Here is an 18493-nt window from a genome sequence, read left to right as displayed (position 1 = left end):
ATACCCATGAAAAACCTGTCCGTGAATGCATCCTTCCCCACCCGCCGCAAGCTGCTGGGCGCAGGCCTTGGCCTGGCGGGCCTGTCCGCGCTGGCGCCGATGGCCGCACGCGCCGATGACAAGTACCCCTCGCGCCCGATCACGCTGGTCGTGCCGTTTCCGCCCGGCGGCTCGGTGGACATCATGGGCCGCCAGTACGCCGAGCCCCTGTCGCGCATCCTGGGCGTGCCCATCGTGGTGGAGAACCGTCCCGGCGCGGGCGGCTCGGTCGCCACGCAGTACGTGTCGCGCGCCAAGCCGGACGGCTACACCCTGGTCGTGTCCTCGCAAAGCAGCCACCTGGCCAATCCGCTGACCCAGCCCAAGATCGGCTACGACCCCATCAAGGACTTCGAGAACATCGCCATCCTGGGCCGCCAGCCCAATGCGCTGATGGTGCATTCCAGCCTGCCCGTGAAGAACTTCCAGGAGTTCATCGAGTACGTGAAAAAGCGCCCCGGCCAGGTCAACTACGGCAGCGCCGGCATCGGCAGCATGGGCCAGCTCAACGTGGAAATGCTCAAGGCCGCCACGGGCATCTTCGCCACCCACATTCCCTACCGTGGCGGCTCGCCGCTGGTCACGGCGGCCATCGGCAACGAGGTGCAGTTCATCCTCGACAACCTGGTCTTCATGCTGCCCCATGTGCAGTCGGGCAAGGTGCGCGCCCTGGTCGTGGCCTCCGAGCAGCGCCTGCCCATGCTGCCCGACGTGCCCACCATGGCCGAGGTCGGCTATCCCCAGCTCAACATGAGTTCCTGGACCGGCATCGCGGCGCCTGCGGGCACGCCCGACGCCATCGTGCAGACGCTGCACAAGGCCGTGCGCCAGGCCGCCACCGCGCCTGCCATGGTGGCCAGCCTCAAGGAGCGCGGCGTGGTCGCGCCCGAGGAGATGAGCCCCGCCGCCTTCGAGAAGATGATGGCCGAGCGCCTGAAGCTCTTCGGCGAGGTGGTGCGCAAGGCCCATATCGTGGCCGAGTAAGCAGGGCACGCCCAGGGCGCCCCCAGGGCGCCCCGGATGGCCGGGCGCAGCCGAGGTATTTCCATAAGGAGGAGACATGAGCATGACCCCTATCGCCCGCCAGGCTGCCAGCTACCCTTCCCGCCGCCGTGTCCTTAGCGCGGGGCTGGGCCTGGGGATGCTGGCGCCGCTTGCGGCGCTGGCCGCCGAAGGCAAGGCCACCGGCTACCCCACGCGCCAGATCAGCTTCATCGTGCCGTTCCCACCGGGCGGTTCGGTGGATGCCATGGCACGCCAGTATGCCGAGCCCATGGCACGCTTCCTGGGCGTGCCCATCGTCGTGGAGAACCGGCCCGGCGCGGGCGGCTCGGTGGCCGCGCTGGCCGTGGCGCGCGCCAAGCCGGACGGCTACACCCTGGTCGTGTCCTCGCAGAGCAGCCACCTGGCCAATCCTCTGACCCAGCCCAAGGTGGGCTACGACCCCATCAAGGATTTCGAGAACATCGCCATCCTGGGCCGCCTGCCCAATGTGCTGGTCGTGCCCGCCAGCCTGCCCATCCGCAGCTTTGCGGAATTCATCGCCTATGCCAAAAAGCACCCTGGCCAGCTCAACTACGGCAGCGGCGGCACGGGCAGCATGGGCCAGCTCAACATGGAGATGTTCAAGGCCGATGCGGGCCTGGACATCACCCATGTTCCCTACCGGGGCGGCACGCTGCTGGTCACCTCGGTGCTGGCGGGCGAGGTGCAGGTGTTCCTGGACAACCTCATCTCCATGCTGCCCCACATCCAGGCAGGCAAGGTCCGTGCACTGGCCGTGGCCTCCGAGCAGCGCGTGGCGCAGCTGCCCGATGTGCCCACGCTGGCCGAGGTGGGCTACCCGCAGCTGAACATGAGCTCATGGACCGGCCTGGCTGCGCCGGCCGGCACGCCCGCGCCCGTGGTGCAGGCCCTCTTCAAGGCCGTGCGCCAGGCCGCCACGGCGCCGGCCATGGTGTCCAGCCTGCAGGACCGGGGCGTGACCCCGCCCGAGGAAATGAGCCCCGCCGCCTTCGAGGCCATGATGTCCGACCGCCTCAAGCGCTTTGGCGAGGTGGTGCGCAGGACGGGCATCGTCGCCGAGTGAGCTGCTAGTCCAACTGCACACCCACCTCGCGCACCAGCCGCCCCCAGTCCGCCAGGTCCTGGCGCAGCGTGTCGGCGAATTGCGCGGGCGTGGTCCGGGGCAGGTCGGTCAGGTTGAGCTCGCCCAGCTTTTTGGCCGTGGCCGGGTCCTGCAGCAACTGGTTGATGGCGGCGTTGAGCTTGTCCACGATGGGCTGCGGCGTTTTGGCGGGCGCGAAGACGCCGTACCAGGAATAGTTGTGGAACGGGTAGCCCGCCTCGGTCAGGCTGGGCAGGTCCGGCTGGCTGGGAATGCGCTTGTCGCCGCTGTGGGCGATGGCGCGCACGCGGCCCGCACGCACCAGCTCCACGGTGGAAGAGGTGTCTGCAAACGCCGCTTGCACCTGCCCGCCCAGCAGGCCCTGCACACAGGGGCTGCTGCCCTTGTAGGGCACATGCTGCATCTGCAGGCCGGCCTGCTTGAGCAGGAATTCCATGGTCAGGTGCCCGCCCGAGCCCTGGCCCCAGGAACAGTAGCTGAGCTGGCCGGGCCGGGCGCGCACATGCTCCACGAACTCCTTGAGCGAATGCACGGGCAGATCGCGCGAGACCAGCAGCAGATTGCCCGCGCGGCCGATCTGCGCAATGGGCGCAAAGTCCTTGATCGGGTCATACGGAACCTTGCGGTAGAGGCTGGGGTTCACGGCCATGGACGCCGTGTAGGTGAACAGCAGCCGGTAGCCGTCCGGCGCGCCGCGCGCGGCCTGCTCCACGCCGACCAGGCCGTTGGCGCCGGGCCGGTTGTCCACCACGAAGGGTTGCTTGAGCAGCCGGGTCAGGCCTTCGGCAAACACCCGTGCGATGGTGTCCGTGCCGCCGGCGGCGGCCGTGGGCACGATCAGCGTGACGGGGCGGGCGGGGTAGTTGCCGGCATCCTGCGCCGGCTGGGCGTGGCCCGTGCAGGCCATGGCCTGCAGCAGTGCCAGGGCCATGCCGTGCTTCTTCATCGTCTTCATGCACTTGTCTCCTTGTGTCGCCTTGTGTCGCCTTGCCTGTGCGCGGCCCCGTCAGCGCAGCCCCAGGCGCGCCTGCCGGCCCTGCTCGATCATGTCGGCCCCCACGCGGTAGAGGTTGCGCGAGACATAGCTGTCCACCTCGCGCGCACGCTCGCGCAGCCAGGCGGCCTTGAGGCTGTGGGCCTGGCCGATCTCGGGCGCGTCGCCGGCCGCGGTGGCCAGCACGTCGATCACATGCAGGGCCAGCTGCCACTGGCCCGCGTCCGCCAGCGCCTGGGCGCTGGCCACCAGGCCGGGCTTGTCGGTGATGGCATCGGCGATGGCGGCGCCTGCGGCCTCGGGCGGGGCCGGGTGCAGCGTGGTCGGGTTGCGGTCCCACCAGCCGTTTTCCGAACGGTAGATGTCGCGCACGATGTAGCTGGGGTCGCCATAGGTGGGCTTCATCCACTCCACGCCGAACAGTTCCTGCGGATAGTCCATGGCCGCGAGCACCTGCTGCTCGTTCATGCCCTCGTTCATCAGGCGCACGACTTCGGCGCGCAGCCAGCGCAGCGCCTGTGCGGTGTGCAGCAGCACCTGCTGCACGGCCTGCTCGCCCTCGATCACGGGACCGAACTCGCGCACGGCCTTGAGCGGGCGCAGCGCGGCCATGGCCTGCAGCGTGTCGGCCCAGCGCACGGTGTCGCGCAGCGTGCGAAAGGGCGTGCCGATGTTGGGGATGGAGTCCAGCAGCGCCGCGCCGCCGTACAGCACGCGCTGGCCGGGGCTCCACAGCGCGATGGCGTCGTCGGTCTCGGACGGCGCCCAGAACAGCTCGATGCGGCTGTCCCCGCTGCCTATCTCCAGCCGCGTGTCGAAGGTTTCGGTGGGCTCGTGCATGTCCAGCCGGTGCTCGAAAAAGCCCGCGCTGCGGTTGAACTGGATCTCGGCCATGCGGTGCTGCAGCGCCCGGGTCTCGCGGTAGCGCGCCTGGCGGCGCGGCAGGTTGCGGTGCGCGATGAGGCGCGGCACAGGCTCTCCGCGCGCGGCCGCATGCTCCAGCCAGGCGGGCACGCCCGCGTTGTAGCCGATGTGGCCGTGGCTGTAGCACAGCGCATGCACGGGCGCATCGCTGAGCTGGCGCAGGCTGGCGATCATGTCCTGGCTGACCTTGCCGCCGGGGCCGGCGTCGATCACCACCAGGCCCGCGTCGGTCTCGGCCACGAAGGACTGGCCCTGGCCGCGCAGTATGTGCAGGCCCGGCGCCACGGTTTCGCTGCCGGTGCCCACCAGCAAGAAGGGCTTGTCGTCGTCTCTGGCGTTCATGGGGTCTCCGGGTCTGGTTCGATGGGGGGCAGGGCGTAGCGGCCGTTCAGCAGTTCGGGACTGGGCATGTAGGCGCGCAGGCACAGGTAAAAGCCTTCGCGCGGCGCGGGCAGCCAGTTGGCGCGGTGGTCTTCGCTGGCCGGTGGCGCGTGGCTGATGTGGATAGTCAACCCACCATCGCCATCGCCATCAGCGTCGGGGCGCAGGCCCGGCGTGCGGTCGCCGATGGCATAGCGGTCGATGGGGTTGTCCACCAGCATGCAGTCGTGGGCGCCGTAGAGGGTCAGGGACCAGAAGGCCTGCACGGGCGGCAGCGCGCCTGGGGCAAAGCGAAGCCGGTAGCGGCGGCTGCCGTGCAGGGGCAGGCCCTGGGCGTCATGCCAGGCCAGCGGGTAGATGGCCTCGCGGCTTTCCAGCATGCCGATGTACTTGAGCGCAATTTCGGCGCGGGCCTGGAAGTCGTCGCCAAAACTGCCTTCGACCAGGGCGGGGAGTTCCCAGCCCGAGTCCAGGCGCCGGCCCGTGCTGGCTGCGCGCAGCCGGGGCAGCACGCTGTCCAGGGCGCGCTGCAGTGCGGCTTGCTGTTGCGCATCGGGTGCGCCCAGCCCGGCGCCCAGGCCCACGGCCGCAAAGCGCGCGACCCGTGCGGCATGCCCTGCCGGCGGCGGGTTGTCGCGCAAGGCGGCATTCACCTGGGCTGCATAGTGCTCGGCATTTGGCGGGGCCTGGGGATCGCAGTCCGGGTCGAAGGCACGGGCCTGCGAGGGCGTGCCCGCCTGCCAGTCGGCCAGCGGGCGCACCGCAAAGCCGTCCTGCAGCGCGTGCACGGCGGGCAGGTCGTGCTCGCCATCGACCAGGATGCGGCCTATCACCCACAGCCAGGGCGTGGGCGCGGCAATGTGTGCGCCGGGCGCATCGAACGGTGGCGGCAGCGCCCCCTGCCAGCCCGGCGGTGTGACCAGGAAGGAGCGCGCAGCCGTGCCCGTCAGGCGCTGGCCCAGGTGGGCGAAGGGGTTGGTGAAGAAGTCCAGCAGGCCCAGCACGTAGTAGCGGCCCGCCGTGTCGGGCACGTCGATCACCAGCGGCCCGGCGCCCAGGTCCAGCCAGGCGTTGGTGTAGAGCGTGTCGTTGTTGGGCGTGACCACGCGGCTGGTGCCGGCGCGCAGCAACTGGCGCGCATGCACGAACTGGTTGCACCAGCGCAGCGGTGCGGGCGCGGCCTCGCCGGCCGCATTGCGCCGGGGCGAGGTGGCCGCGCGCATGCGGCGCATCTCGTACAGCGGGCAGGTGTGGATGACGGCCTCCTCGGCCAGTGCGGTCAGGTCCATGGCGTGTCTCATGCGGCCACGGGCTGCAGAGGCGGAACAGGCCATTGGTGCGCGCCTGCCTGCGGGTGGTACATGCGCAGGATGAGGTAGAAGCGCCCGTGCGGCGTGGGCAGCCAGTTGGCGGCGCCCTGTGCCGGCCGGGCATGGCCCAGGTCGATCTGCAGGCTGCCGTCGGCCTCGCGCAGCAAGCCCGGCGTGCGGTCGCCGATGGAGTGGCGGCCGATCTCGTTGCCGTAGAGAAAGCGGTCGGCGTCATACAGGGTGACCGACCAGAAGGCGTCGGCCGGCGGCATGTCGGCGGCATTGAAGCGCAGCACATAGCGCTGGCTGCCGTCCAGCGGCTGCAGGCCTGCGTCGTGGTGGGCGGCGGCGTAGATGGCCTCGCTGGTGGCCAGCGCGCCCAGGCCCAGGTAGGCGGTGCGTGCGCGGCCCAGGTACTCGCTGCCGTAGCGGCCGGTGGACGGCGTCATGGTCCAGGGCCGGGGACGGCGGTTGCGCCCCATGGCGGCCACGGTGCACACGCCGTCGGCAAAGCCCTCGGTCAGGCCTTCGCGCACGGGCTCCTCCAGCTGCTCCCACGCCATGTGGGCGCTGGCCACCAGGCCGGCCTGGCCGAACCAGGCCAGCAGTCCCTGGTCCTCCTTGCGTCCGGGCGCCTCGGCCAGCGCATGGCAGAGGTTGGTGAAAAAGCGCGGCGCAACCTCGGCCGCAGGCTCCTGGTTCTCGAAGGCGGCCGCCATGGCGTCCACGGGCGGGCCGACCCAGTTCGTGACGGCGGCCGGGCGGCCTCCTTTCGGCACGCCCGGCGCGGGCTCCAGCCGGATGTCGGCCTGCAGTGCGCGGGCTGCAGGCCAGTCGGGCGCATCGCCCACCACGGTGCGGCCGATCAGCCAGACCAGGTTGCTGGGGCAGTGCACCAGACGGTGGCCGGCCAGGTGTTCCGGCACCTGGCCGCCCGGCCCGACCAGGACCACGGTCTCGCCTTCGGGCGCGCAGTTGCGCGGTCCCAGGTTCTCGAAATTCTCGGTATAGGCGTCGTACAGGGCCAGCACGAAATAGCGGCCCGGATGCGCAGCGCTGGAGGGCACGGTCAGCAGGCGCGGGCCGTCGGCCAGGTGGATCCAGGCCAGCGAGTACAGCAGGTCGTTGGCGGGCGTGACCACGTCGCGGTCCTCATGGGTGGAGGGGCGCTGGCTGTGGTGCAGCGTGTCGAAGTCGCCGCGCATGTCCAGGCCCAAACCGGTGGCACGTGCGGCGCCGGCATCGGTCTGCAGGCGGCAGGTGCGGTAGGTCTCTATCAGCGGATAGCCGTAGACAAAGGCGGCCAGGCCGATGGAGCGCGCCAGGGCACGGCGGACTTCGGGCAGGGAGGGAGGGGTCGGGTTCATGTCCATTGTTTTCTTCAGGGCAGGAGGGGGGTCAGTCGAGGGTCACGCCCGTGGAGCGCGCCAGGTCCAGCGCCACGGGCAAAAAGGCGGCGTAGGCGGCGCTGGCCTCGGACGGGCTGTTGCCCTGGGCCTCCAGGCCCAGCGCCTCGACACGCTGGCGCACCTGGGGCTCGCGCATCACGGCGGCGACCTCGCGGCCCAGGCGTTCGACGATGGCGTCGGGCGTGCGCGCGGGCGCCATCAGCGAGATCGATCCCGTGATGGCATACACGGGCTCGCGGTAGCCCTGCTCGGCAAAGGTGGGCACATCGGGCAGGGCCTTGCTGCGGCGCGGTCCGGCCACGGCCAGGGCGCGCAGCTTGCCGGCGTCGATGAAGGGCTTGAGCGTAGCGGCCGAGCCCAGCGTCATCTGGATCACGCCGCTGATCAGGTCGATGGACATGGGCCCCTCGCCCTTATAGGCCACGTGCAGCGACTGCAGGCCGTAGGCCTTGTCCATGAAGACCTGGACCTGGTGCGGCTGCGTGCCCGCCCCCCAGGAACCCATGGCGTACTTGCCCGGCGACTGGCGCACGGCCTCGACCAGGCCCTTGAAGTCCTTGGCCGGCACGGCCGGGTTGACGGCCATCACCATGGAGGGCGAGACCACGTCCGAGACCATGCGCAGCTCTGTGCGCGGGTCGTAGGGCAGCTTCTTGTAGAGCACCAGGTTGGCCGTGATGGGCCCGGGCACGGTCAGCAGCAGGGTGTGGCCGTCGGGCACGCTCTTGGCCACATGCTCGGTGCCGATGATGCCGCCCGCGCCGCTGCGGTTGTCCACCACCACGGGCTGGCCCAGGCGCTTGGTCAGGCCCTCGGCCAGGATGCGCGCCACGGTGTCGGTGGAGCCGCCTGCCTGGTATTGCACGACGATGCGAACGGGCCGGGCGGGATAGCCGTCCTGGGCCGGCGCGGCGCTGCAGGCCAGGGCAAGGCAGGTCAGTGCGGCGGTGCGCAGCAGGGGTGTGTTCATGGTGGCCTCCGGGTGGGAGATGGAATGGGCATTGGCTTTCATGCAGCCTCCCTGCCGATGACCAGCGCATCGACGGCCACGCAGCCGCCGTCCTCGCGCGGGCGGGCGATCAGGGGGTTGATCTCGGCGCTTTCCAGCGTGGCGCCTGCGCGCTGCGCAAAGCCGGCCAGGGCGCACAGCGTGTCGGCAATGCTGTCCAGGTCCACGCGGGGGCGGCCGCGGGCGCCGTCCAGCACGGCAAAGGCCCGCAGCTCGCGCACCATGGCCAGCGCGTCGTCGCGCGTGATGGGCAGCAGGCGCAGCGAGACATCGCGCAGGATCTCGGCATGGATGCCGCCCAGCCCGAACATCAGCACCGGGCCGAACACCGGGTCGCGGTGCACGCCGGCGATGCACTCCACGCCGCCCTGCACCATGGGGGCGGCCAGCGCGCCGTCGATGCGCGCCTCGGGCCGGGCCTGGCGCGCATTGGCCAGGATGCGGTCGAAGGCGGCCTGGGCGCCGGCCGCATCCGCCAGGTTCAGTGCCACGCCGCCCACGTCGGATTTGTGGGCGATGGCATCGCTGCAGACCTTGAGGGCAATGCGTCCGCCCATCTCCTGCATGGCCTGCGCTGCCTCGGCCGCCGTGCGCACCAGCCGGTGCGGCACCACGGGCACGCCGGCCTCGGCCAGCAGGGCCATGCTGCGCTGCTCCGACAGCGTGCCCGCCGCCAGGTGCAGCGCACTGCCTGCATCGGCCATCGCGGGCAGCGCCTGCGGTGTTTCATGCAGGCGGGCCAGCGCGCCAATGCAGCGTATGGCCGCGCCCGGGTCGGCGAACACCAGGCAGCCCAGCGCCTCCAGCGCATCGCGGCGCTCGGGCGGGCACAGCGTGCTGACGGCCAGCAGGGTGTCGGGATGGTGGGTGCGCAGCGTCTGCACCAGGCTTTGCAGCACGGGCCAGAAGGCGTCGGACAGGCCGCCTGCCGCGAAGAAGCCCAGCCAGCTGTCGAACTGCCGGTCGGCCAGCATCAGGCGGGCGCTGCGCTCCAGCAGCGTCATGTCGTTGGTGACCTGGCCCGTGATGTCCACGGGGTTGCGCGGCGCGGCAAACGGCACCCATTCGCGCAGCTGGCGCTGGGCCGCGTCGGACAGCGGTGCCACGTCCAGGCCGGCTGCGCTGGCGTCGTCGGCCATCATGGCGCCCACGCCGCCCGAGACCGTGAACAGTCCGATGGACCGCCCCTTGGGGGCCTGCGCGATGGAGGCGCTGGCGGCCAGCGCGAAGAAGTCCGTGATGGAATGCGCGCGCAGCACGCCGTAGCGGCGGAACACCGCGTCATAGACCGCATCGTTGCCCGCCAGCGAGGCCGTGTGCGATGCGGCGGCGGCCGCGCCCAGGGCGCTGGTGCCCACCTTGCACATGACCACGGGCTTGCCGCGCTCCTGCGCCAGGGCCAGGGCCGCGCGCAGCCGGGGGCCGTCGCGGCAGCCCTCCATGTAGGCCATGATCACGTCGGTCTCGGGGTCCTGGGCCAGCCAGGCCAGGCCATCGGCCAGCTGCACATCGGCCTCGTTGCCCGTGGTGGCCCACAGCGACAGGCCCAGCCCGCGCTCGCGCGCCAGGCTGTAGGCATAGGCCCCGAAGGCGCCCGACTGGCTGACCATGCCGATGCGCCCGGGCCGCACCAGCCCGCCGCCCGGCGCGGGCGAGAACGTGGCGTAGACCTGGTGGCCGGGGCGCATGAAGCCCAGGCAGTTCGGGCCGATGAGGCGTATGCCCGCCTCCTGCGCGCGCCGCGCCAGCGCCTGCTGGGCGGCCGTGCCGTCGGAGCCGGTCTCGGCATAGCCCGAGGAAAACAGCACCATGGACTGCACGCGCGCGGCGGCCGCATCCTCCAGCACGCCGGCCACCTGCGACTGCGGCACGGCGACGATGGCCAGGTCCACCGGCGCGCCGATGGCGGCCAGCCGCTCGTGCGCGGGCAGGCCCTGCACGCGGCTGGCGCGCGGGTTCACCGCATACAGCGCGCCGCCGTAGCCGAAGCGCAGCAGGTAGTCCAGCGGAATGCCGCCGATCTTGCTGGCCTGGTCCGAGGCGCCGACCACGGCGATGGAGCGCGGCGCGAACAGCGCGTCGAGCCGGGAAGTGTCGAAGCAATGGCTGTCGGTCATGTGTATCCCTCAGAAGTTGTGGCGCACGCCCAGCGCCAGGGACCGCACGCCGTCGCCGCTGTGGGCGGCCACCGGCACGTTGGCAATGGCGGCCGAGGCATTGGCCGCGTTGCCCAGCTGCAGCCAGCGCGCGTAGAGCACGGTGCGCTTGCTCAGCGCGTAGTCGTAGCCCAGCGTCCAGGTGTTCTGGGCGCGGTCCGTGCCGCCCACCTCGCGCCGCGCCACCGAGACCAGCAGCTTGGAGCGCGCATCCACGCTCCAATCGGCGCCTAGCTGCGCCAGCCTCGCCTTGGGTGTGCCGGCGCGGTCCACGCGGTTGATGACGTAGTTGCCCGTCAGGCGCAGCCCATTCAGGGCTTCCCAGCTGGCCGACAACGCCTGGTACTGGCTGGTGGCGGGTGCGGCCACGGGTGCGGCGGCGCTGCCTTCCACGGACTTCTGGAAGCTGTAGGCCAGGAACCAGGGCTTCTGGTTCCAGCCCAGCGTGGCGCCGTAGAGGCGGCCGTTGCTGCTGTTCGGTGAAGCCGCTTCGCCGAAGGAATAGGCCAGGTCCGCCAGCCAGGGCTGGCCTGCCGGCGTGCGGTAGCGCACCAGGTTGTTGGCCCGTGCCGCAAACGGCCGCAGGCCGGCCTGGGCATCGGTGGCCGACACCAGGTTCAGCGAGGAAAACAGCGCGTTCATGCCCAGCGGATCGGCGCGGAACAGCGCGCCGAACATGGGCGTGTACATGCGGCCCATCTCCACGGCGCCCCAGCCGCTGTTCAGCCCCACCCAGGCCTGCCGCGTGAAGGCCAGGCCCGGGCCGGGAATGGTGCCCAGGCCCGTGTCCGGTGCCACGCCGGCCTCCAGCATGAACTGGGCACGCAGGCCGCCGCCCAGGTCCTCGCTGCCGCGAAAGCCGATGCGCGATGCCGCGCTGCCACCGTCCTCCAGCCGGCTCAGGCGCGTGGCGCCCGACCTTGCGCTGTTGATGTGGACGTCGACGATGCCGAACATCTCCACGCTGCCCTGGGCCCACGCGGACGTGCCCAGGGCCGCCATGCCGCCGGCGGCCAGCCAATGCTTGTGCTTCACGAACTTGTCTCCTTGGTAGCGCCCCGGATGCTTTGCCCGGTGGCTTGCTTGCTACTATCCCGAGCGACAGGGGATGCACTCTGTCAAGCCATTGACAAATGGCGGTACATGGGCACCGGACTAACCCGGGGCCTTCGACATCGTGAGAGAACCATGCGCTCCAAGCCTGCTCCCGTGGCCGACCCTTCAGCGCTGATCCGCCGCGCCCTGGGCCTGTGCCGCATGCTGCGCAACTGGCCGCCCGAGGTGCTGGATGAGCTGACGGCGCTGTCCCGCCTGGGCCGCTACGAGCGCCACCAGCAGGTGCGCGCCGCCGACCCCAAGCGGCGCGAGGTGCTGGTGGTGGCTTCGGGCTGCGTGGAAGTGGGCGGCGTGGACGCCACGGGCTCGCGCTTCGTGCTGTCCATGCACAGCGCGGGCGACATCGTGGGCCTGGCGCGGCTGCTGGAGCACACGCAATTCGTCTACGACTACCACGCGCACCAGCCCACCGTGCTGGTGGAGATCCCCGGCGAGTCCTTCCTGGCCCTGCTCGATGCCCATCCGCTGCTGTGGAAGGACATCTGCCTGCTGGTGCTGGCACGCATGCACGAGCTGATCGTCGTCCAGCAGCGCCACGCCTTCAGCAACATCGACAACCGCGTGGCCGAGCTGCTGGCGCGGCTGGCCCCCACGCATGGCCAGCCCGCGCCCGACGGGCAGGGCGTGGTGCTGCGCATCTCGCAGAGCGACCTGGCCGCCATGCTGTCGGTCTCGCGCCAGACCATCAACAAGGAGCTGCGCCTGCTGGAGCAGCGCGGCCTGCTGCAGGCCGCCTATGGCCGGCTGACCATCGTCGACCTGGCGGGCCTACTGCGCCTGGCCGATGCGCGCGCGCGGCCGGGGCCCTAGCCCCGGACCGCTGGAATCAGTCCTCGTCCAGAGGCGAGGCATCCTCGCCGAACAGGGCCTGGCCGTCGGCGCGCAGCAGCTCCAGCATGTGCCGGGCCGCGGGCGACAGATAGCCGTCGCGCCGGCAGGTCACGCCCAGGTGGCGGCGCAGCGTGGTGGCCGGCAGGCGCACTTCCCTGAGCGTGCGGCTGCGCTCCAGCCGCAGCGTGTGGCGCGAGACGAAGGTCAGCAGATCGGTCTTGGCCACCATGCGCGGCAGCAGCGGTATGGAGCCCGCCTCCACCTGCACCGTGGGCGCCGGCATGCCGCGCGAGGTGAAGGCCTGGTCCAGCCATTGCCGGCTGGGAATGTTGGCGCTGGGCAGGGCCCAGGGATGGCGCAGCAGCGCGGCCATGGTGATGCGCTGGCGCTCGAAGACGGGATGGTCCTGGCGCGCCGCGACCACCACCACGTCCTCGGCGATCGGGTGGGAGACCAGCTCCGGATCACCCTCGGCCGTGAGGCCGATCAGCAGGTCCAGCTGGCCCTCGCGCAGGCGGTCGCGCAGTTCCCAGCTGGGGCCGATCACGATGCTGATGGTGATGCGCCGCCCGTCGGCCAGTGCCTTGCTGCACAGCTCGGGCAGCAGGTGGTCGGCGGCCACCGGCCCGCTGCCGATGCGCACATGGCCGGCATGGCCTTCGTTGAAGTCGCGCACCTCGCGCAGCGCCTCCTGGCTGGCATTGCGCAGCATGCGCGCGCGGGCCAGCAGCACATCGCCCAGCGGCGTGAGGCGTATGCCGCGCCCGGCACGCTCGAACAGCGCGCCGCCCACGGTCAGTTCCAGGCGCTGTATGCATTTGCTCAGCGCGGGCTGGGTGCGCCCCAGCTGTTCTGCGGCCCGGCCCAGGTGCCCGAGGTCGGCCACGATCTCGAAGAAGCGCAGGTCGCGCAGGTGCAGGTCCATTGATGAATAAAAGTGATGTTTGAATGAACATTATCGAATGGACGGAATGGGTGGCGCTCACAAGAATGCGGTGCATCGACAAAGCGAATTGCCCGTTTCCATGACCGCCACTACCCACCCGCCCACCGTTTTCGTGACCGCGCCACGCCTGGCGCCCGCCGGGCTGCAGCGCCTGCAGGCGGCGCACTGCCGCGTGCTGTACCTGCAAGACGGCGGCGGCGAGGCCGAGGTTGCCGCCGTGCTGGCACGCGAGAGCGTCGATGCCGTGATCTCGCGCACGGCCACGCTGTCGGCCGCTGCCATCGCGGCCTGTCCCACGCTCAAGGTCATCTCCAAGCACGGCGTGGGCGTGAGCAATATCGATGTGGCCGCGGCCAGCCAGCGGGGCATTCCGGTCTATGTGACGCCGGGCGCCAATGCCCAGGCCGTGGCCGAGATGACGCTGGGCCTGATGTTCGCGGCCGCCCGCCGCATCGCCTGGATGGATGCCGAGCTGCGCGCCGGCCGCTGGTCCCGCGCCCAGGACGGCCTGGAGCTGAGCGGCCGCACCCTGGGCCTGCTGGGCTTTGGCCAGGTGGGCCAGCGCGTGGCGCGCGTGGCGCTGGCGCTGGGCATGCAGGTGGTGGCCTTCGATCCAGCGTTCGACCCTGCGTTCGATCCGGCCTGCGCCCCAGGGCCCGGCGCCGTGGCGGGCGTGCGCATGCTGGGCTCGGTGGACGAGCTTCTGCCCCTGTCCGATGTGCTCAGCCTGCACGTGCCCCTGAATGCCCGCACGCGCCATCTGCTCGATGCCGGCCGCATCGCCCAGCTGCCGCGCGGCGCCCTGCTGGTCAACACCGCGCGGGGCGAGGTGGTGAACGAGGCGGCGCTGATCGACGCCCTGCGCAGCGGCCACCTGGCCGCCGCCGGCCTGGACACCATGGCCGAGGAACCCCTGCCTGCGGGTCACGCCCTGGCCGCGCTGGACAACGTGGTGCTGACGCCCCATGTGGGCGGCTCCACGCCCGCCGCGCTGGCGGCCATGGCCGGCATGGCCGCCGCCAATGTGCTGGGCTGGCTGCAGGGCAGCCCCGCCGACCCTTCCCACTGCGTGAACCCCGAGGTTCTGCGCTGAGCTGTTTTTCCCGGAGATTTGCCATGACCACCCCATCCAGCCAATGGCCTGCGGGCTACCGCATCCATCCGCGCGCCGCAGGTCCCGAGGCCGGCGTCGTCCAGGCCTTCAAGGCCATTCCCGTGGCCGCCATCGGCGACGCCATGAGCCGCAATGTCGGCGCCATCGGCCTGCGCCAGTACCACGCGCGGCTGGAGGCCGTTCTCTGCGGACCCGCCGTCACCGTGCGCGTGCGGCCCGGCGACAACCTCATGATCCACAAGGCGCTGATGATGGTGCAGCCCGGTGATGTGCTGGTCATCGACGGCGGCGGCGATGTCTCGCAGGCCCTGGTCGGCGGCCTGATGCGCACCACCTGCCTGGCGCGCGGCCTGGGTGGCCTGGTCATCGACGGCGCCATCCGCGACCTGTGCGAATGGGCGCAGGACGGCATGCCCATCTTTGCGCGCGGCCACACGCACCGCGGGCCCAGCAAGGACGGCCCGGGCGAGATCAATGTGCCCGTGGCCTGCGCCGGCCTGGCCGTGCTGCCCGGCGACCTGATCGTGGGCGATGCCGACGGCGTGATCGCCGTGCCCGCGGCCGAGGCCGCCGAGGTGCTGCGCCGCAGCCAGGCCCACCTGGCCCGCGAGGCCGTCATCCGCGAGACCAACCGCAGCGGCACGGCCGACCCCGAGCGCTTCGACGCCGTGCTGCGCGCCAAGGGCCTGCCGGTCTAGCGTCCCCTGCGCAGGCTGCGCCCGACTTTTCCCGCCATAACGATTCCAAGGAGACAAACAATGACAATGCGCAGACGGCATCTTCTGGGCGGCGCTGCCGCCGCCCTGGCCACGGCCTTTCCTGCACTGGCGCTGGCCCAGGGCGAATGGCCGCAGCGGCCCGTGCGCCTGGTCGTACCGTTTCCGCCCGGCGGCGGCACGGATGCCACCTCGCGCCTGGTGGCCGACCGGCTCAACATCGCCATGGGCTGGACCATGGTCATAGACAACAAGCCCGGCGCGGGCGGCAACATCGGCCTGGATGCCGTGGCCAAGGCCGCGCCGGACGGCTACACCATCGGCATGGGGCAGGCCGCCAACCTGGCCATCAATCCCAGCCTCTACGCCAAGATGCCCTTCGATGCGCTCAAGGACTTCACGCCCATCGCCAGCGTGGCCCTGCAGCCCGTGGTGCTGACCGTGCGGCGCGACTCGCCCTTCAAGAACCTGCAGGACTTCATCAAGGCGGCCAAGGCCAGGCCCGGCACCTACGGCATCGCCCAGGCCGGCAATGGCACGGTTGGCCACCTGGCCGGGGAAATGCTGGCACGCCGCGCGGGCATCGAGGTGCTGCAGGTGCCCTACAAGGGCGCCAATACCGCGCTCACCGACCTGATGGGCGGGCAGGTGGACCTGTACTTCGGCAACACGGTGTCGGTGATGTCGCAACTGGCCACGGGCAAGATCCGTGCGCTGGCCGTCACCTCGGCCCAGCGCGTGCCGTCGCTGCCCGATGTGCCCACGGTGGCCGAGCAGGGCTATCCGGGCTTCGAGGCCTCCACCTGGCTGGGCCTGGTGGGGCCGGCCAACCTGCCCGCCCCCATCGCCGAGCGCATTGCCGACGCGACCATGAAGCTGCTGGCCACCAAGGAGGTCAAAGAGAAGCTGGCCCAGGAAGGCAGCATGGCCACGCCCGCCAATGGCGCGCAGTTCGGCGAGTGGATTCGCAGCGAGCACGCCAAATGGGGCAAGCTGATCCGCGAGGGCAAGTTCCAGATCAACTGACCATGGCAGCCCCAATCGAGGTCGACCGGCTCGACACCCCCAGTTCCTCCGCACCCCTGCCCGCACACCTGCCCGCACTCTTGGGCGCGGGCCAGGCCTCCGCCACGCCGCGCAGGCTCAGGCGCATCCTGTCGCTCGATGATTTCGAGCGGGCGGCGCGCCACCACCTGCCCACGCCGATCTTCGCCTACGTCAGCGGCGGCTGCGAGACCGACAAATCCCTGCGCGCCAACCGCGAGGCCTTCGATGCCCACCGCTGGGTGACGCACGTGCTCACCGACACTTCGCGGCGCACGCTGGCCACGCCGCTGCTGGGCCAGACCTGGGCTGCGCCCTTCGGCATCGCGCCCATGGGCATCAGCGCGCTGTCGGCCTACCGGGGCGACCTGGTGCAGACGCGCGCGGCGGCGGCCGCCCGCATCCCGGCCATCCTGAGCGGCACCTCGCTGATCCGCATGGAGGAGGTGGTCCAGGCCAATCCCCAGGCCTGGTTCCAGGCCTATGTGCCCGGCGAGACCGAACGCATCGTGCAGTTGCTGGAGCGCGTGGAGGCCGCAGGCTTCGCCACCCTGGTCGTCACCGTGGACACGCCCGTGTCGGGCAACCGCGAGAACAACATCCGCGCGGGCTTCTCGACGCCGCTGCGGCCCGGCCTGCGCCTGGCCTGGGAGGGCATCACCCATCCGCGCTGGCTGTTGGGCACGGCGCTGCGCACCCTGGTGCGGCACGGCATGCCGCACTTCGAGAACTCGCAGGCCACGCGCGGCGCGCCCATTCTCTCGTCCACCGTCACGCGCGACTTCGGCGCACGCGACCACCTGAGCTGGGAACACCTGGCCCTGATACGCCGGCGCTGGAAGGGCCGCCTCGTGGTCAAGGGCATCCTCAGCCCGCAGGACGCGCTGGCCGCGCGCGATGCCGGGGCCGACGCCATCATCCTGTCCAACCACGGCGGCCGCCAGCTCGATGGCGCGGTCTCGCCCCTGCACATGCTGCCCCTGGTGGTGGAGGCGCTGGGGCCGGACTACCCGGTGATGATCGACAGCGGCTTTCGCAGGGGCAACGACGTGCTGGTGGCGCTGGCCCTGGGCGCGCACTTCGTCTTCGTGGGCCGGCCCTTCAACTATGCGGGCGCCGTGGGCGGCGAGGCCGGCGTGCTGCACGCCATCGCCATCCTGGCGGCCGAGATGCGGCGCAACATGGCCCTGATCGGCGTGCAAAACCTGCAGCAGCTGGGGCCGCAGCACCTGCGACCGCGTTAGCCACGCGCCAGTCCCGAGGGTGGCGTGCCCCGCAATTGGCCCGCGGTTTCGCGGCGATGGGAAAATGGCGGAATGACCGCCTCCACCAACACCCTCACGATCACCCGTCCCGATGACTGGCACCTGCACGTGCGCGATGGCGAAGCCATGCGCAGCGTGGTGCCGCATACGGCCGCGCAGTTTGCGCGCGCCATCATCATGCCCAACCTCAAGCCGCCGGTGACCACCGCCGAGCAGGCGCTGGAGTACAAGCAGCGCATCCTCTCGGCCGTGCCCGAGGGCATGGCCTTCGAGCCGCTGATGACGCTGTACCTCACCGACAACCTGCCACCCGAGGAAATCGTGCGCGCCAAGGCGGCCGGCGTCGTGGCCTGCAAGCTCTACCCGGCTGGCGCCACCACCAACAGCGACCACGGCGTCACCGACCTGCGCAAGATCTACCCCACGCTGCAAGCCATGCAGCGCGAAGGCCTGCTGCTGCTGGTGCACGGCGAAGTCACCAGCAGCGACATCGACCTGTTCGACCGCGAGGCCGCCTTCATCGACCAGCACCTGATCCCGCTGCGCCGCGACTTCCCCGAACTCAAGATCGTCTTCGAGCACATCACCACGCGCGAAGCCGCCCAGTACGTGACCGAGGCCGACCGCTTCGTGGGCGCCACCATCACGCCCCAGCATCTGCTGTTCAACCGCAATGCCATCTTCACGGGCGGCATCCGTCCCCACTACTACTGCCTGCCCGTGCTCAAGCGCGAGACGCACCGCCTGGCCCTGGTCGAGGCAGCCACCAGCGGCCTGCCCAAGTTCTTCCTGGGCACGGACAGCGCGCCGCACGCGGCCCATCTCAAGGAACACGCCACGGGCTGCGCGGGCTGCTACAGCGCCCACGCCGCCATCGAGATGTATGCCGAGGCCTTCGACAATGCCGGCGCGCTGGACAAGCTCGAAGCCTTCGCCAGCTTCAACGGCCCGGACTTCTACAGCCTGCCGCGCAACACCGGCAAGATCACCCTGGTGCGCGAGAGCTGGACGCCGCCGGACAGCTTCGCCTTCGGCGAGGCGCAACTGAAGCCGCTGCGCTCCGGCGAAGCCCTGCCCTGGAAGCTGGTTTAAGCTGGCGGGACTGCCACCC

General features: G+C 70.9%; 16 protein-coding genes. 8 read left to right on the top strand and 8 right to left on the bottom strand.

Annotated elements, in window-relative coordinates:
- Positions 1-6: 6 nt before the first annotated feature.
- Both G4D77_RS12055 and G4D77_RS12050 read left to right on the top strand, forming a co-directional pair.
- Positions 7-1023 (top strand): Bug family tripartite tricarboxylate transporter substrate binding protein, encoded by a 1017-nt coding sequence (locus G4D77_RS12055; RefSeq protein WP_154835751.1) that lies wholly within the window; start codon positions 7-9, stop codon positions 1021-1023.
- A gap of 76 nt (positions 1024-1099) precedes the next feature.
- Complete coding sequence (locus tag G4D77_RS12050) at positions 1100-2128, top strand: Bug family tripartite tricarboxylate transporter substrate binding protein (protein WP_154835749.1); 1029 nt, start codon at positions 1100-1102, stop codon at positions 2126-2128.
- A 4-nt stretch (positions 2129-2132) separates the two neighbouring features.
- Here G4D77_RS12050 and G4D77_RS12045 read toward each other — a convergent pair whose 3' ends face one another.
- Genes G4D77_RS12045 through G4D77_RS12015 form a run of 7 tightly spaced genes read right to left on the bottom strand, consistent with a single transcriptional unit; the run spans position 2133 to position 11385 of the window.
- Positions 2133-3122, bottom strand: coding sequence for a Bug family tripartite tricarboxylate transporter substrate binding protein (locus G4D77_RS12045; protein ID WP_154835747.1), 990 nt, complete (start codon positions 3120-3122; stop codon positions 2133-2135).
- Between the two features lie 51 nt (positions 3123-3173).
- Positions 3174-4427 (bottom strand): alkyl sulfatase dimerization domain-containing protein, encoded by a 1254-nt coding sequence (locus tag G4D77_RS12040; protein WP_154835745.1) that lies wholly within the window; start codon positions 4425-4427, stop codon positions 3174-3176.
- Positions 4424-5755, bottom strand: a complete 1332-nt coding sequence (locus G4D77_RS12035; RefSeq protein ID WP_154835743.1) for a DUF1254 domain-containing protein — start codon at positions 5753-5755, stop codon at positions 4424-4426. The genes G4D77_RS12040 and G4D77_RS12035 overlap by 4 nt, the downstream gene beginning before the upstream one ends.
- Before the next feature lie 8 nt (positions 5756-5763).
- Positions 5764-7149 carry a DUF1254 domain-containing protein gene (locus G4D77_RS12030; protein WP_154835741.1) on the bottom strand — a complete coding sequence of 462 codons (1386 nt, stop codon included), beginning with the start codon at positions 7147-7149 and terminating at the stop codon, positions 5764-5766.
- A 25-nt stretch (positions 7150-7174) separates the two neighbouring features.
- Positions 7175-8197 carry a Bug family tripartite tricarboxylate transporter substrate binding protein gene (locus G4D77_RS12025; protein ID WP_154835739.1) on the bottom strand — a complete coding sequence of 341 codons (1023 nt, stop codon included), beginning with the start codon at positions 8195-8197 and terminating at the stop codon, positions 7175-7177.
- On the bottom strand, positions 8194-10311 hold the full coding sequence (locus tag G4D77_RS12020) for an acetate--CoA ligase family protein (RefSeq protein WP_154835737.1): 2118 nt from the start codon (positions 10309-10311) through the stop codon (positions 8194-8196). Before G4D77_RS12020 ends, G4D77_RS12025 begins: the two co-directional genes overlap by 4 nt.
- A gap of 9 nt (positions 10312-10320) precedes the next feature.
- The gene (locus G4D77_RS12015) at positions 10321-11385 is read right to left on the bottom strand and encodes a porin (protein WP_154835735.1); all 1065 of its coding nucleotides are present in this window, start codon (positions 11383-11385) and stop codon (positions 10321-10323) included.
- Between the two features lie 153 nt (positions 11386-11538).
- On the opposite strand from G4D77_RS12015, the gene G4D77_RS12010 reads away from it, so the two are divergent.
- Positions 11539-12276, top strand: coding sequence for a Crp/Fnr family transcriptional regulator (locus G4D77_RS12010; protein ID WP_154835733.1), 738 nt, complete (start codon positions 11539-11541; stop codon positions 12274-12276).
- A 16-nt stretch (positions 12277-12292) separates the two neighbouring features.
- Here G4D77_RS12010 and G4D77_RS12005 read toward each other — a convergent pair whose 3' ends face one another.
- Entirely contained in the window at positions 12293-13222 is a 930-nt protein-coding gene (locus G4D77_RS12005) for a LysR family transcriptional regulator (RefSeq protein WP_013804160.1), read from the bottom strand.
- 100 nt (positions 13223-13322) lie between these two features.
- Between G4D77_RS12005 and G4D77_RS12000 the strand changes: the two genes are divergently transcribed.
- The 5 genes from G4D77_RS12000 (at position 13323) to pyrC (ending at position 18474) form a co-directional block, all read left to right on the top strand.
- On the top strand, positions 13323-14336 hold the full coding sequence (locus G4D77_RS12000; RefSeq protein ID WP_154835731.1) for a hydroxyacid dehydrogenase: 1014 nt from the start codon (positions 13323-13325) through the stop codon (positions 14334-14336).
- Between the two features lie 23 nt (positions 14337-14359).
- Positions 14360-15055, top strand: a complete 696-nt coding sequence (locus tag G4D77_RS11995) for an RraA family protein (RefSeq protein WP_012203312.1) — start codon at positions 14360-14362, stop codon at positions 15053-15055.
- A 60-nt stretch (positions 15056-15115) separates the two neighbouring features.
- A complete protein-coding gene (locus tag G4D77_RS11990) occupies positions 15116-16099 on the top strand; it encodes a Bug family tripartite tricarboxylate transporter substrate binding protein (protein ID WP_065347864.1) in 984 nt (327 codons plus the stop codon).
- A 2-nt stretch (positions 16100-16101) separates the two neighbouring features.
- Complete coding sequence (locus tag G4D77_RS11985) at positions 16102-17361, top strand: alpha-hydroxy acid oxidase (RefSeq protein WP_154835729.1); 1260 nt, start codon at positions 16102-16104, stop codon at positions 17359-17361.
- Between the two features lie 72 nt (positions 17362-17433).
- Positions 17434-18474: a dihydroorotase gene (gene pyrC, locus G4D77_RS11980; RefSeq protein ID WP_043819970.1), complete on the top strand. Its 1041-nt coding sequence runs from the start codon at positions 17434-17436 to the stop codon at positions 18472-18474.
- The last annotated feature ends 19 nt before the right edge of the window (positions 18475-18493 follow it).

Origin of the sequence: Delftia sp. WY8 (assembly GCF_018437695.1) — a bacterium.
GTDB lineage: Bacteria > Pseudomonadota > Gammaproteobacteria > Burkholderiales > Burkholderiaceae_C > Comamonas > Comamonas tsuruhatensis.
This window is presented reverse-complemented; position numbering and strand designations above follow the sequence as displayed.

What these genes read in the sequence shown, in the direction of transcription:
- G4D77_RS12000 (WP_154835731.1), top strand. Translation starts at nt 13,323, where the DNA reads ATGACCGCCACTACCCACCCGCCCACCGTTTTCGTGACCGCGCCACGC.
- pyrC (WP_043819970.1), top strand. Translation starts at nt 17,434, where the DNA reads ATGACCGCCTCCACCAACACCCTCACGATCACCCGTCCCGATGACTGG.
- G4D77_RS11995 (WP_012203312.1), top strand. Translation starts at nt 14,360, where the DNA reads ATGACCACCCCATCCAGCCAATGGCCTGCGGGCTACCGCATCCATCCG.
- G4D77_RS12030 (WP_154835741.1), bottom strand. Translation starts at nt 7,149, where the DNA reads ATGGACATGAACCCGACCCCTCCCTCCCTGCCCGAAGTCCGCCGTGCC.
- G4D77_RS12020 (WP_154835737.1), bottom strand. Translation starts at nt 10,311, where the DNA reads ATGACCGACAGCCATTGCTTCGACACTTCCCGGCTCGACGCGCTGTTC.
- G4D77_RS12025 (WP_154835739.1), bottom strand. Translation starts at nt 8,197, where the DNA reads ATGAAAGCCAATGCCCATTCCATCTCCCACCCGGAGGCCACCATGAAC.
- G4D77_RS11990 (WP_065347864.1), top strand. Translation starts at nt 15,116, where the DNA reads ATGACAATGCGCAGACGGCATCTTCTGGGCGGCGCTGCCGCCGCCCTG.
- G4D77_RS12040 (WP_154835745.1), bottom strand. Translation starts at nt 4,427, where the DNA reads ATGAACGCCAGAGACGACGACAAGCCCTTCTTGCTGGTGGGCACCGGC.
- G4D77_RS12005 (WP_013804160.1), bottom strand. Translation starts at nt 13,222, where the DNA reads ATGGACCTGCACCTGCGCGACCTGCGCTTCTTCGAGATCGTGGCCGAC.
- G4D77_RS12050 (WP_154835749.1), top strand. Translation starts at nt 1,100, where the DNA reads ATGAGCATGACCCCTATCGCCCGCCAGGCTGCCAGCTACCCTTCCCGC.
- G4D77_RS12045 (WP_154835747.1), bottom strand. Translation starts at nt 3,122, where the DNA reads ATGAAGACGATGAAGAAGCACGGCATGGCCCTGGCACTGCTGCAGGCC.
- G4D77_RS11985 (WP_154835729.1), top strand. Translation starts at nt 16,102, where the DNA reads ATGGCAGCCCCAATCGAGGTCGACCGGCTCGACACCCCCAGTTCCTCC.
- G4D77_RS12035 (WP_154835743.1), bottom strand. Translation starts at nt 5,755, where the DNA reads ATGGACCTGACCGCACTGGCCGAGGAGGCCGTCATCCACACCTGCCCG.
- G4D77_RS12055 (WP_154835751.1), top strand. Translation starts at nt 7, where the DNA reads ATGAAAAACCTGTCCGTGAATGCATCCTTCCCCACCCGCCGCAAGCTG.
- G4D77_RS12010 (WP_154835733.1), top strand. Translation starts at nt 11,539, where the DNA reads ATGCGCTCCAAGCCTGCTCCCGTGGCCGACCCTTCAGCGCTGATCCGC.